Origin of the sequence: Motilimonas thetidivivens, assembly GCF_046452435.1 — a bacterium.
Classification (GTDB): domain Bacteria; phylum Pseudomonadota; class Gammaproteobacteria; order Enterobacterales; family CBDFNC01; genus Motilimonas.
The window spans coordinates 42,135-56,322 of the sequence record NZ_JBKFDK010000003.1 but is presented as its reverse complement, the minus strand read 5'-3'; the positions used below and the strand labels follow the sequence as shown (position 1 = coordinate 56,322).

Below are 14,188 nucleotides of genomic sequence, written 5' to 3'. Positions count from 1 at the left end.
TCGATAAAGGCCCGAAATGTCGTTCAAATACGGTTCAAAAAAAGGTTCGTGTTTTATAACCAAACGGGCCGCCACTTTGCTTTAACTAAGGTGGCTATCCATTCTTTCTTTTTTCATTTGCCGCTTGCTTTGCTTTTTAACGCCACTTCTAGCCCGTTTTCTCCTTAGGTTTTTTGGTACATAAGGCGGTCGTGCGGGTGCGTAGCCAGAAACTATTTCCATGTACTCACTTTCCATCTTTGCGATGGGGTTGTCTTTGTTTCTCCCTTCAGTACTCCATAAGAAATTTATAAATTTTGTTTCAGAGTTATTTTGATATAAGTCAATCCAAAAATTGGCCGGAAATGCCCTTTTTCCTACTTGGTCATAAGCATGGGTTGTCGGGTCTAATGCGCGAAATGCTTCTAAGTCTGGCACATCGGGTAACGGCTCTTCCACGTCCATATAACGCAGCAAAAAATCCCACGCTGCCCTAGCATGTGCCAAGTTAGCACCGGTACTTGCAATGTGAAGTGTAAATTGTGGGATGTCTTTGGGTGGCTCCCTCAAACGCAATACCAAGCTTAAGCTAGCGGTGCCATTTTGCATGATGGTTCGCTCTATAATGGGGTCAAACTCGGTGAAATGATATTCTCCATAGGCCGTCACAACCATACCGGTACGGCGATAAAAGCCTTCACCGTTCCACTTTGGTTTTATCACGTAGCGCTTAACCTGTATGCTTTTGATAACTTGATGTATGTATGTTATTGGAATAAATAAGATAGGCGCCAAAAAAATCAAATGTATATTAAAATCTGCCGGTTCAGCAAACAGAAACACAATATACGTTATCCATAAAGCAATTGTCCAAAACCAAGCCGCTGGGAAAGAAAAAGTGACCGTGATTAAAAACAAAACAAGCAACAAGGTGTCTAATACCCCTAACCCCCCCCCCCATTTTTCAATGTTTCATGGGTTATTTCACAGTTCGCAGGAAAGTTATTTTTCTTTCTTGCTAAGTGGTAGTCCAACCATCTCAGTGGAAATTGCCACCTTAAATTATTTAAATAGGTGTAATCAGAATGCCAAGGCAGCTGTACATATTCGGTTAATATATTCAGCTTACTGGATTTAGCCTTACCTCGACCTTCAGGGCACATAGATTTGCGGTACGCAGTAGAATGGTAATAATCTGAATTCAAACGACTTCTCCTTTATCAACTGTTCCCGTGACAGTTTTTTCTTGTAGGTATCCCCAAGCCAGTGGAAAACTTCCAATAACAAAAATCGACCGTATAACCCCCATCAAAACTGAACCAGAACAATCAGGCCCCGTCTCTATACGATAAGTTTGATGATCGATGGAAGCATCGTGACTTAACTTACCCGGCTCAGCCACCTTCTTAAATTGATATTTTGTTGGATTAAGCCAAGTGATATCCCCCCATGGCAGTTTCGCCTTGGTGATGACTGATTTAAAAAAGCTATCATTGGCCGCCGGCGCTGGATTTGGCCCTTGTCCGTGATAGGCAGTGGTTGCGTATTCGCGATATGGTGGGTGATACAAAGACATTCTGCTTAAACAATTAAGTCACAAAAAGATGAAGCATTCTAACCCAGTATTATTGACAATAAAATCCATAAACCAGTTTTAACCAGCTAACACATTGAATATAGCTTACCATTATTGTGCCTAAATATGGCTAAACCAAGGCTGCGAACCCTTGCCAACATCCCTTACGATGCGGAGCGGTTTTTAAACCGCGAACAATCAAACATTTCACGCGCTGTTTCGCGCAATAAATTGCGCTCCTACCTGGCCCCACTCCAGTTTAGGCAAACTTGGCAAAGATTGGGCCCCATCAAAATCCACCAGTATTTTGCATGGTCATTGCCTCACCCACCAATATCACAAAAAAGTGAAACTATAACCCATTTTAATTGATAGTTATATCGCCTTTGTAAATCATGGTAGCTAATACATTGAATCGATGAAAAAAGACAATGACAGCATCCTGAACGAGAGCTACAGACTTGATGAGTATGATCACTCAACACCATCACATGTTTATCTGCATGGTGCTCAAAGTAATAAAACAGGCCTTCTTCGGCGGCTAAACGCTCAATAAACGCCAGATCCGTTTCTCGGTATTGCACACAATATTCGCGCACGGCACACGCCTGCTGACAGGCAAAGGCATAATCGGTGATGCCCATTTCTTGCAATATAATACTGATAATGCTCAAGGCATCTTGCTGCTGAAAAATGCGGCTGTTATGGCGAAGGGTTAACCGCGCAGCGCTGGGCACTAATTCAAGTTGATAAAAAGTATGATGATGGCCGGTGTCTTTTTGGCTAAAGCGACTTACGATGCCGTGTACTTGGCGCTGCAATACCCCGTCTTGCCAAATAATCAGTATTGCGATTGTTTTGTAACCTCACTCAGGGAGAAATGAACTCCTTGAGTGGGTTATAAGGTATTAATTTTATTTCATTAGAAATGAGTGATTAAATCAATGATAAACGCGGCTAATTTTTTCAGCCATGGCTTGCTCTGCGTCTTGGTACTCTTGCTCGCTCATATCGCGCCAATAACGGGGATCGCGTCCTATGGCTAAGTCATGCTTGGCGGTGGTCGGATCTAAATGGCGGCATACTTCTAACGTCGGCGCGTTAGGCAGCGGCTCGGCAACATCCATATAGCATTGAATAAAGTCCCACCACGCCAGTCCATCGGCAATACTGGTAAAGTTGGCCAAGCCGACACTGCTAAATTGAAGGGACTTGTCATCCTTATGCACAAAAATGATATTGCAGCCAGCCGCGGTCGGCGTTGGACTGACAAGGGGCTGTAAGTAAGGAATAAACTCCATAAAATTCACACTTTTTTTGCTTTTTAAACGGCCCGTTAACCAACCATATTGCCAAAAGGTAATCATCCCTGTTTGACGATTAAGCTCTAATGATGGGCTAGCTTTACCAAATATATAGTCTGAGTAAGGGGGGGGAAGTCGAACAAGCCCAAGCCCAATACAGCCAGCTAGCGTGAATCCCCCATAAAATGGGAATAGTTCAGTGATTAGATTAAACTGATTAGGTGCATCGATTATCCATCCCAAACATGCCATAAAGAAAGTAACAATAGTAAAGCCCCCGCCCGCTATAGCCATTAGCATTCCGCCAAATTGGAACAATATCCCCAACCAAGCCCGCCCTCCAGTTAAAGTCCGAATGCATTGGTGATTAAATTGAAATAAGCCATCGTCTTCCACTACCGAAGCATGCTGCAAAGAAGCATGCAGTCCTTTTAGGTAAGTGGATGGCACCACCCGTGCGTAATCGCCAAATTCCAATGGATGATTGCCTTTTAGGTTATGAGGCTCAGGCGTTGGCGTGGTTTTCCAATACTGGTATTCATACGCCGTTGCTGCGTAATATTCTTGTTGCATCTAAATTTACTCCTTAAACCTCAAATTCATACCAATAGGGCTGTTTATCTTGACTGAAATCCGCTGTTAGGTCTTTGTTTTGTAAACTCAAACTGTAACCCATTGCGGGCGCGGGGAATACCCATATATTGTTATTGGCTATGTCATAAGCTGTGGGCGCAGCTTGCGCGGTAAGCTTTTGTTCTTCAGATTCTTTTACCACATTATTAGGCTGGGCATGTATTTGTAATTTCAGCCTAACTTTGGTTATTAACCTTTTTTGCTTGATTTGGGTAAATTCTGGGCAATGCAAATATACGTCAACCCCGGCTTTAGTATTCACCAGTGTCAACTTGGCTGGCGATTCGGTTACCTTTTGCTTAAAACCATAATAAGACACCTTTTCAAATTCAGTGGTGATGACTAAACACTCAATGTTAAAGTTTTTAACACTGAACCAGTTTGGAAAATTAGTGGCGATTGAGTAACACATATTGGATTGCGCAATGCCCTGTTGCAGCGCTTTATCAAATTTATCGATATCGGGCCAGTCTTGGCGGTATTTCGGTGAAATGGTCATGCGCGGGCTTAATAAATAACTGTGTAAACGGTAGTAAGATTCTTCATGGTTAAACAGATAAGCATATTTGGCGGGGTTGGGATGCGTGCCTAATGGCCCGTTTTGTAACAGTAAGTGAATATCATCGTCGTTTAGCTCGTTAGCAGAAAACGCCCCTGCACCGCCAATTAATAAACCTAAACAAAAAATGGGCCACGACATGCCCGCGCCTAACACCCCAGCCACTAAGGTTAATGTGGATAATAACGCGCTGCTTCGCTGTATAAATACAGCTCCTACCGGTCCGCACTTTGCATAACCACCTTCATTAAGGGCTCTTGTTAATAAGCCTTCACATCTTGGTTATTTACAGCGTCGTTATTGGCTTTAGCCAGCAGCTCAATATCCCCAATGTTTAATAGGTTTTTGCCATAGTAGCGATACTCGCTGTTAACCAGTTTGTTGGCATGTTGCAGCTCTGCTGATGGCTTGGCCCATTGGTCGCGCGGGAGCGGCTCGCTCCAAGCTTGCATGGCTGGGGTGACGCCGCGGTGTATCACATATTTAAGGCGGTAGTTGGTTAATAAAATACCAAACGGGGTGCCGTTCACGTACCACCAAATCTTGATCCAAAGGGGGATGTCTTTTTCTTCGCAGTTATGGCTTTCACAATATTCTCGGCGAATAGCGGCGAAGCTTTCGGGGCTGGGCTCGGGGATGTCATCGGGGCCGTATTCCATAAAATGTCGGATCATTTCCCATTGCGCCGCCGCTACTAACATATTGCCCGTCCCCACTTGCGCTGCTGACCAAAAATGACCGTGATCGTCTTCATCATTAGCGCCAATAAACAAGGTAGCACTGTGCACCATGGCATGGCCGGTAAACCCGCTGCCTTGACCCACTAAGGCCACCACCTTTTCCCATGGCACCACTTTATATTCGGTTTGCTTTAGCTTTTCATTCCAGCGAGAAAACATTACCTCGCGGCGCTGGCGGTGAAAGCGAAGGGGGGCGGCGCGAGCAATATCTTTATTGCTGGCCATAATAATACCAACAGTGAGTACTAACCCTAAAATAATCACGGGAGTAGCATAAGCAAAAGAAGTCAAGACCTCATCCCACATAATGGCATCCCAAGATACGTCCCTGACAGATAAGGTCTCCGTTACATCCTTCCACTCAAACCAGTTATAGAAATTAAAACCAAATGTAATTTCATAAATTACCCATAGATGAATGATTGCCGAAATCAAAACCAATTGCGCTTGAAAAATACTGCCCTTCGCCCCGCCAATATCAATATAATGCTCACACTTCTTAGCTAACAAATCACAGGCATTGGCCTTGGGTATGTTAGTGGCGACCGGCAAGGGGCTTAAGGTGATGCGTTGCCCGGTGCCTTGCACTTCGCTGCGCCCCGCTTTAAAAGGCATTTCTTGTTTATCCATGATGGTTGGTCTCTTTTGCTTTAACTGGGGTTAAGTCGCCTGCTAATTTGTGTAAGGGGGTCGCTTGGGTGTCTTCCAACTCCAATAAGTCGATACTGGTATAACCCGAGCTTAATGCTTGGTTTAAATTAGCTGGGTTATCCGAATCTGATAAATTGATGGTATAGCGAGCGCCTTGCTGCTCAGAAAACAAGATGCCGCCTTCGGCATTATTGGCTTCTAATAAAATATCGATATAGCCGAACAACCTGTCCGCTGGCCAAATCAAAATGATTTCGGTGTAGCCTTCTTGTTTATAACTGCCAATAAGCTGAGATTCAACTGATTTGGTTACCACTTCAGAATTTTGCCCTTGAGTATTTTTATAGGCATGAGAAAAAGCAATCCGAATATTCTCTGGCAAAATGGCCGGCACCACAATTTTAATTTCAAGTAGAGTGACGACTTGCATGTCTCTTAAACTAGCAGCATTGCCGCTGGCGGATAAATGCCAGTTTTCTCCGGTGACATGGTCGATTCGGGCAAACACTTGCGGGGTCATGGTTACTTCAAGCCATTTTCTAAATTGGGTAGCAAAGTCCCAGTTAGGGTTCTTGCTGTATAAGAAGCCTCGGTCCTTACCCCATGCGCTATTGCTGATCCATTGCATTAATGCGGTAGATTGGGTCATATTGTAAACCACCTCGCCAACAAACACTAAGAGGGTGCCTGCTAACATATAAGGGTTTAACCGCGTGGCCAAGCCTAATGTGGTGGAGGCCGCCGTTTGCCAAGTGATCCGCCCCAACAGGGCTAATATGGCTTGCCGTCCGCTGGTCCAAGCTATCGCGGCACCCGGCGCGGCTTGTAGCACATCGCCTGTGGCCGCAATAGTTGCGCCAGCAATGGCGGTATAATCCCCTTTACGCCAGCTGCGCTCAATCCTATCGGCTTGTTTTACCATATCAAACGCGGCTGACAATGTACCTAGTGCAGATGTACCAAATGTACCAATAACCATAACCTTACTCAGCAGTTTTAGGCTTGACTCCGAGCCCGTATAGGCCCAACGAGCCATGGTCGCAGTCTTAAAACCTTCCATCACCCATGCGGTGCCTGCTGCCAGCATACCGAGCTTATCCGATAATAAGTGAAACTCTTGTTTACCCGTTAACTGAGATTTTTTCTCATACTCGGTTTTGGTGTTGTTATAATTCCACATATTTAACACCAACACAAACGAGGCTATTGAGCTAGCGCCGGCGCTGCCGCTGGCTAATGAGCCTTTATTACCATCTGGGCTGCCTAGGGTGAGCTCATTAAATAAGATCTTTTTGCGGATTTGTGCTAACTCTGCCACCGAGTCAGGGGTTTGGCCAGCTATCATTAGTTTTGCCCCTGGCGTTTTGCTATGGGGGAATGGCTTAACGGCGGCTTCAGAAGGATGCCCTTTGATAGCCAAATCTTGTTGGCGAATATCTTCTACCAAGGTTTCTAAACTGATACCTTGGGCGCGGATCTCGCGGTCAATTTCTGCGATGTTCTCGATGCGGCGCTGAGCCGCTAAACGCGCTTCTTCTATTTCTTTTCGTGTAAGCCTGCGCTTTTGGTGTGAACGATGAGGCGTAATCTTAGGTTTATAATTTCTGATGCTCTCACGCTCTTGCCATAATTTCTGAACCGTCAATATACGTTGGTCATAGGCGGTCACTATTTTAGCGACATCTGTCGCATTAGGCCCAGGCTCCAGTGACAACAATAACTCGGTATGCGCCAGGGTATTTGAGAAGGTGGCGAGTAAGCCTTTCGGCGCTGTTTTGAAAAAGGAGTTAGGATCATAATTACTGCTAAGATCCGCCGCTTTGCGACTGAGCGCATTGAGCTCTGACACGGTTAGTGGGAGCAACGTGGCGTTAAAGGCATCTAGCTGTTTTTTGATTGCTTCCGGCATGTCTTCAAGTAACGTAAGGCCCTTACCTTCTAGGGTGGCTCTAAACGTCGTTAGGCCATCTTCACAGCCCTTGGTTGTGTTAGCTTGGTCGGCCATGGTGAGGAAATAATACAAATCACCCTCGGCAGCGGCATAATCCTTTAGTGTGCCCTTTTCTCTATTTACCCATAGTTGCAGGTTTTGTTCACCCACTTGGTGAAAAAAGAAATTCCGTAATTTGTCAATATTTTCAGGGACTAAACCAAGCTCATAAAGCCATTGAATTTCAAGGCCTAAGCGCTCGGCGAGTAAGATAAAATTTTCTTTGTCAAAAACGGGGATCGCCGCATAGGCTGGCTCAATAATATAGGTCCGGTCGTTATCTATATTGAGTGCCGCTGTTTTCATGATATCTAAGGTAACATTGGCCGCGCTGAGCCACGCCTTCATTTCGGGTAAGTTCACCCGCTCGGCGACGCCATCATCACCTATGCCTAAGCCTGCGCCGTACAGTAAGGAGCGCTGACCTTGGCGCACACGGCGAAATAAGGCCTCTATTTTTGCCCGAGGAACGCCAATTTTGTTTGCCATCACGGCCATGTCGGCCATGACTTTATTGCGCGGTCCTACCACAGCGGGATCGGTGGGTACACTGGCAACTACAGGGTATGACACGTGCTGAATCTTACTCGCAGCAACCTTATAGTTATTCAAAGTAAGATCGTACTCTTCATACAAGTCGCGTAATTCCTGCCACTGCTGTTCTTCCAAATGAGCAAAGTCAGGATCTTGTCCACTGGCGTTTTTAATTCGCTGATTATCAATCTCTATCAAAGCGCTAATATTGGTCGCGGCAAAGAATTTCTCTTTATTCTTGTCGGTTTCTTCCCATTCTTTCTCAAGCAGCCTAATGGCTTGCGCAGCACCGCTTAGTTCGGTCGCCATCGAGATGGGATCTTCCAGTAACAAAATAGCCGAGTCGTCTTTATATTTAGGCAAGATATGCTGGGTGACATCGGTTGCGGCTATTGCTTGTGGTTTTTCTGTTAACCAACACCATTGCTGATCTAACGGGTTATCACTCTTGTTAGGGTCACAATCCGCTAAATTGTCGGCGAGATCATTGGGTGGTAATAGATGTCGAGCGCCGATATTGACTTGGTAAGCGGCCAAATCACATTTTTGCATCAAGGCATCGCGTAATTCGGGCACCAGAATAAGTTGCCCCTGCAACTTAGCGGATATTTTTGTATGAGTATATAAGGCCCATACACTGCCCGAGCGTTTCATGACAATGCTGGTTTCACTTTCATCGTAGATAAACTCAGGTCCGCCATAGTCACCGGGGGTTTTACTTTGTTGTTCTATTTTAGTCACGGCGCCATTTTCACCGATCTGATAGGCATAAACTATGTCGGGGCGTTGACTATGAATAAGATATAAATACCCTCCCTCATAGGCAGGGCGGATCCCAACGGGACGATAGGTCAGCTTACTGCCATGGCGACTGGCAATGGCGCGATGCTGAGCAGGCGATTCAACAATGGCATACCGCACAGGAACCAATTGAATTCTGCTGTTCATTAAAGCGCAAGGGGCACAAGGTGCCTTTACATCATTTTGCGAACTGTTTTTCGCATCTTGGACGGCACTCATGATACTTCCTTTTGATTCTGTTTAAGCCAATAACCATGTGCTAACTCCGCCGCTTTTTCGGCGCGCAGATCGGGTGTAAGTGTTGAAGCTTGGGTTAAATATTGCTGTATTTGGGCAAATTGTGGTTGCTGAAACACGTCTTCCCCTAAGTAGCCCACCACCGCCAAAAAACACTTTTGAGCCTGTTGACTGGTAAAACCAAGCTGATAAGCGCGATCAGACCAGTGATACAGCCAATCCAAAACTTGCTGTTTAGGTAACCTAGCTAAAAACCATTTTTCCATGTAGCGTTTTAATTCAAAGATAAAGTTTAAATGGCTAACCTCACCTAATAGGCTGTACTGCGCTTCTGTGAGTCTGATCGTGCCTTGACTTTGCTGGAACCCATTTACCTGACAGCTACCCTTTTGCTGCCATGTTTTTGATCTCACGCAAGGGAGCCAAACCTGCTCAATCGGCCCCCAACATTCACTGGATGAATCGACCAATAATCTGGCTGCGACTTCGGGGTCGGCGAACTTTAGCATCACAGTCTCACCATAAGGAGGGCTAACTACGATCAGACGCCGCAAATGTGCTTCTAGCATTAGTCTGTCTTTTGCGGCAATAAAATAGCCATAGCGCTGAAACGGGTTATCCAAAATAAAGCGATAGAGAGGGCTGGTGAGATCAATTTCGATTAAACATGGGGAAACAGACGACAGGGATTCCCATTGAGTGGCCGTGTAGATAATGGTGATATCTGGACAGTCTTCGAATTCATATATGGTTTTTAAAACATTTTCAAAGCGACTGCCATCCAAATACAAAAACAGCCGCTCATCTTGATGCAAGCTGATATCAGGCACTAAGTAAGACTCTGTCACTAAGATTATTCCTCGTCAGGTGGGTTACAAATGGTGACTAAAGGCTCACCTGAACGCAGCGCGGCCTCTTGCCGAGTGACTTCAAATGGAAGCAATTGAACCGCCTGCTCCACCCCTTTCACCAGCTCTGCTACTTGCCCGCCAAATGGAAGCAATTGAACCGCCTGCTCCACCCCTTTCACCAGCTCTGCCACAAGTCCTGCATAACCACTGCCACTGCCGGCGCTGCCGCCGGCGTTCATGTTGATGGCGGGGCCCACTAGGTGCACACCTGCTGGGTCGAGTTTGATAAAGCTGCCGCCGGCGCTTAGGGTAATTTCAACGCCCGCATCCAGCACCACCTTGTTACCGGCTTGTTGGTGCACTTCTTGGCCCACTTCACTGAGCCACTTTTGCCCCACCTTGGTGTGCAATTTGCTGTCCATCAGCCAGGTTTGGTCGCCCTTGATTAAATCGCGCGTTTCGCCTTGGGTGGTGCGGTGCTGGTTGCCTTTGATAAGGGTGTAACTGTGCTGGCCTACTTCGCTGTGCTCATCGCGTTTGATTTGCTCACCCCAGTCGTTTTCTACTTGGCGGTTTTGGTCTTTTTGTGCATGAATATAGATTTCTTGTTGGCCCGCTTCGTCTTCAAAGCGCAGCTCGTTGTAACCTTCGCCCTTGTGGGTTTTGGTGCGCAGCACGGTGCGGGTTTTATTGGCTGGCAGCGGATACGGCGGCTTGTTGGTGGCATGATAGGTGCGACCGGTAATAATGGGTTGGTCGGGGTCGCCTTCTAAAAAGCTCACTATCACTTCATGGCCAATGCGGGGAATGGCCATGTGGCCATATTGCGCGCCGGCCCAATCTTGGCTCACTCTTATCCAACAGCTGGCGTTTTCATCATTGTTGGAATAACGGTCCCACGGAAATTGCACCTTAACCCGGCCATGCTCGTCACAAAATATTTCTTCCCCTTGCGGGCCCGTTACAGTGGCGATATGGGGGCCATTTACCCGAGGTTTGCGGTTGGGCAGCGCCTTCCATTCACAGCTTTCGGGTAGCACCCTAAATTGGTTTTGATAATGGGTTTTGCCCTCGCCCGCCTCTTGTTTAAGCGCTTGGGGCTGAGTGCCGTGGTGATGCACCGATACCAATAGCCAAGGGATATTAAGCTCTGAATTGGGGTGCTCGGTTAAGCTAAAGCGACTGCCCACCACCAGTTGCGCAATATCACTGTGGCCAGTGGCGATATGAGCGTCGCGGCGCTGGGCGGCCCATTGGATTTGGCTAAATTTATCGCCCACGCCTTGATCTTTATAGCGCCCGGGATAGTCGTAATGCTCATAATCCAGGCGCTGCCAATCAATATCGCTGGCGGCCGCATTGGCTAAAAAGCCATAACTGGGCTGTTTAAAGCTGTAGTCTTTTAGCTGGCTTTGCGCGGGGCGAATTTGAAACTGCTGGGTAAATTGCGAGATACAGGTTTGCGCCCGCTTACCGCCAGCTAAATGATGATACAGCAAAGGCTGAGCAAAGCTGGGCGTGCCTTGGTTATGATCACTAAACACCATCACATGTTTATCTGCATGGTGCTCAAAGTAATAAAACAGGCCTTCTTCGGCGGCTAAACGCTCAATAAACGCCAGATCCGTTTCTCGGTATTGCACACAGTACTCGCGCACTGCACACGCCTGCTGACAGGCAAAGGCATAATCGGTAATGCCCATTTCTTGCAATAAAATACTGATAATGCTCAAGGCATCTTGCTGCTGAAAAATGCGGCTGTTATGGCGCAGGGTTAACCGCGCGGCGCTGGGCACTAATTCAAGCTGATAAAAAGTATGGTGATGGCCAGTATCTTTTTGGCTAAATGCACTGATGATGCCGTGTACTTGGCGCTGCAATACCCCGTCTTGCCAAATACTTAAATTGGCGACTTGGTCGACCAGCTCTAACGGCGAGATATCAAAACGCGTGCTGGCTAATGAAAGAGTGACGCGGTAAGGCTGAGATAACTGCTCATGATAGTCAAATTCAACCACCAGCAACTCACCATGGGCTAATGAAGGGACGGTTAGCGTAAACTGTAAACCGGTTTGATCTGCCATCTTTGTTCCTTACTACTACCACATCCTAACAACACCTGCCTTTGAAGATTAAAGTTGCAGCGGTTGGTGAATTGTTCCAGATAAGACAAAACCAGCCCATAGGGGCTGGCTTTTAGCGTGCATAAAAAAATTATGCTTCTAGCGGCGCGCGCCAGTCGTCAGCACCCGATGTACCCGCGATTTCGTGGGTCCACTCAATTTTACGGTAAGCTAATGAAACATTAACTAATTGAGTAAACTGTCTGTTGCTATCGTCTTGACAGTGCGGCATTTTACAATCGATATCAACGATGGTTGCATCGGTCAAAATGGTTTTGAAGAAGTTTTCTTGCTTACCATCTACACGTGTGTGGTACCACTTAAGCTCAACGCGTGGCAGCATTTCACCAGAAGAAAGTGCGTTGTAAAGTAGCGGCACTGCTTTGTTTAGCACAACGGTGAATTTAAATGGTTTGTGTACACGTTGGCCTGAAGGTTGGCCTGATTGTGGATCTGTCGGTACCGTTACGATGTGATCGAACGCTTGTACTGTCATTTCATCAGCATGCTCTTCCTTAAAGGTGTTACCCATAGATTCAGGTGTGTTTGAACCCGCAGTGATCAGACCCTGAGTTTCGCCTTCAATAGTGATATAACATGGAGTTGGCATCTTAATTCCTTATTTTAAAAATATATCCTGACTAATCATGTTTGACCGATTTGGCCACTTAGGTAGTCAGATAGTGTTAACGTTATGCCCAAAATTTAAGGGCTTAGACTAATAACTCAATCATTAGTAATCGTTATATAGCAGCTTGTGTGCCAACTTTTACTTCATTAAAAATCAACAACTTATAAAGACTATTGATTTTGCCGGGCAATTTATTGCTCGATATCGAGCAAGATCTTGCTCAGCGGGCAACTTATTGCTCGATTTGGCTTATTAAAACTTCATCGCTACTACTTTGAATTTGCTGCAATTGTTTCAATCTAGCTAGCTTGAGTCCGACCCCATCTAAAGCTAATTCCAGCTTGTCTATTTCCTTTTCTGCATCTTCAAACTGGCCTTTTTGCAGTAACTCTTCGGTGTACCAAAGCCTTGCCATAATGGGCGATAAGCCGATGGCATAGCTATAAATGGGCTTACTCAGTTGCTTAACCTTTTTCAGGTTCTCTCGGCTTGCATTACGCTGCACTTGTTCAACGGCCAAGTTCAGATTGGCAAATCCACTACGAGCTTTAGCAAAGCGTTGATATTGGGTATTGAGGTTTTCAATGGCAGCTTGTTGCTGATATTTGATCTTATAGAGATCGCGTTTTAATGCCTTATCATCAGGATATAAATATATTAACGCGCTGGCTAACTGCTCTGCTTGCAGTAGATTCGAGTCATTAGGCGCCGTGAGTAGACTGTTTATTTTTGCTTGGTATGCCAAGGTTACCTTAGGTTTGGCTGCAACAAGCTCCTCTGGCTTATGCAACCGCAGTACGTCTTTCACTTGTGCTTTAGATAAGGCGATAGGGCCAGTTAAGCTGTTGTTAATTCTATCTTCAACCGTGATTTCTTGTTTGTGAGGCAGTTTAAAAGGTAACACCAATAATAAGCCCAGCACAGCACCACTCACAAACATGGGCCAGCGCTGCTTGTATTTTATCAGTACTTGGGTTTTTACCGGGGTGGCGGGTTTAGCGTGTTCAATGCGATCGATGGCTTCAAATACCCAATAACCTATGCTGTCTAAATTGGGCGCTGGCGCACTCGCTTGTTCAAACAAGGTATGCATGGCGGCCAGTGCACGCTCACAGCGATACAATTGCCTTAGATGTGTCTGCTCTGGACGCATACGCTTAATTTCATCAATGCATTTAGCCACTAGCCAATTTACCAGTTCAGCACGTCGATTAATGGGTAATGCCCAATGTTGCCAACGACTTGAAAGAGCAAAGCCGAGTAGCTCTAACCCGTTCGCCAATCCATTGAGGCCATCGTTGCGCGTTTTAGCCACGCAATAATAGCTTGCCAGTAATAGATCAACACCGTCTTGTTGGGCCAAGGTAACCACCAGTTGCTCCACCTTTTGCCAGTCAACACGGCCCGCCAGCGGTGAAAACTTACGATTTATCTCAGCTCTCACTTGCTGATATTCTGGGCGTGCCGTTAGCTTGTCTTCATCTTCACAAATGAAAATAGCTTGCTCTGATTCAAAAAAGGGGCTTTTTATTGCCAAGGGATATTCCTTTTTGCTTGCTGGCGCCATCATTTGATGGCG

The 14,188-nt window shown here is 46.1% G+C and carries 12 protein-coding genes; all 12 read right to left on the bottom strand.

Annotated features, from left to right (window positions below):
* Nucleotides 1-81: 81 nt before the first annotated feature.
* The 12 genes from ACK8OT_RS03450 to ACK8OT_RS03395 all read right to left on the bottom strand — a co-directional run bounded on the left by ACK8OT_RS03450 (nt 82) and on the right by ACK8OT_RS03395 (nt 14,146).
* Nucleotides 82-909, bottom strand: coding sequence for a hypothetical protein (locus tag ACK8OT_RS03450; RefSeq protein WP_410195115.1), 828 nt, complete (start codon nt 907-909; stop codon nt 82-84).
* A gap of 14 nt (nt 910-923) precedes the next feature.
* A complete protein-coding gene (locus ACK8OT_RS03445; protein WP_410195114.1) occupies nt 924-1,184 on the bottom strand; it encodes a hypothetical protein in 261 nt (86 codons plus the stop codon).
* Nucleotides 1,181-1,555, bottom strand: a complete 375-nt coding sequence (locus ACK8OT_RS03440; RefSeq protein ID WP_410195113.1) for a hypothetical protein — start codon at nt 1,553-1,555, stop codon at nt 1,181-1,183. The genes ACK8OT_RS03445 and ACK8OT_RS03440 overlap by 4 nt, the downstream gene beginning before the upstream one ends.
* A 323-nt stretch (nt 1,556-1,878) precedes the next feature.
* A complete protein-coding gene (vgrG, locus tag ACK8OT_RS03435; RefSeq protein ID WP_410195268.1) occupies nt 1,879-2,394 on the bottom strand; it encodes a type VI secretion system tip protein VgrG in 516 nt (171 codons plus the stop codon).
* A gap of 102 nt (nt 2,395-2,496) precedes the next feature.
* A complete protein-coding gene (locus ACK8OT_RS03430) occupies nt 2,497-3,432 on the bottom strand; it encodes a hypothetical protein (protein WP_410195112.1) in 936 nt (311 codons plus the stop codon).
* Between the two features lie 13 nt (nt 3,433-3,445).
* Nucleotides 3,446-4,192 carry a hypothetical protein gene (locus ACK8OT_RS03425; protein WP_410195111.1) on the bottom strand — a complete coding sequence of 249 codons (747 nt, stop codon included), beginning with the start codon at nt 4,190-4,192 and terminating at the stop codon, nt 3,446-3,448.
* 119 nt (nt 4,193-4,311) lie between these two features.
* The gene (locus ACK8OT_RS03420; protein WP_410195110.1) at nt 4,312-5,421 is read right to left on the bottom strand and encodes a DUF6708 domain-containing protein; all 1,110 of its coding nucleotides are present in this window, start codon (nt 5,419-5,421) and stop codon (nt 4,312-4,314) included.
* On the bottom strand, nt 5,414-8,986 hold the full coding sequence (locus ACK8OT_RS03415) for a toxin VasX (RefSeq protein ID WP_410195109.1): 3,573 nt from the start codon (nt 8,984-8,986) through the stop codon (nt 5,414-5,416). The genes ACK8OT_RS03420 and ACK8OT_RS03415 overlap by 8 nt, the downstream gene beginning before the upstream one ends.
* Nucleotides 8,983-9,852 (bottom strand): DUF4123 domain-containing protein, encoded by an 870-nt coding sequence (locus ACK8OT_RS03410; protein WP_410195108.1) that lies wholly within the window; start codon nt 9,850-9,852, stop codon nt 8,983-8,985. Before ACK8OT_RS03410 ends, ACK8OT_RS03415 begins: the two co-directional genes overlap by 4 nt.
* Before the next feature lie 5 nt (nt 9,853-9,857).
* Nucleotides 9,858-11,939: a type VI secretion system Vgr family protein gene (locus tag ACK8OT_RS03405; RefSeq protein ID WP_410195107.1), complete on the bottom strand. Its 2,082-nt coding sequence runs from the start codon at nt 11,937-11,939 to the stop codon at nt 9,858-9,860.
* Nucleotides 11,940-12,069: 130 nt separating this feature from the next.
* Entirely contained in the window at nt 12,070-12,588 is a 519-nt protein-coding gene (locus ACK8OT_RS03400) for an Hcp family type VI secretion system effector (RefSeq protein WP_410195106.1), read from the bottom strand.
* Between the two features lie 253 nt (nt 12,589-12,841).
* Nucleotides 12,842-14,146, bottom strand: coding sequence for a type VI secretion system ImpA family N-terminal domain-containing protein (locus ACK8OT_RS03395; RefSeq protein ID WP_410195105.1), 1,305 nt, complete (start codon nt 14,144-14,146; stop codon nt 12,842-12,844).
* Nucleotides 14,147-14,188: the final 42 nt, after the last annotated feature.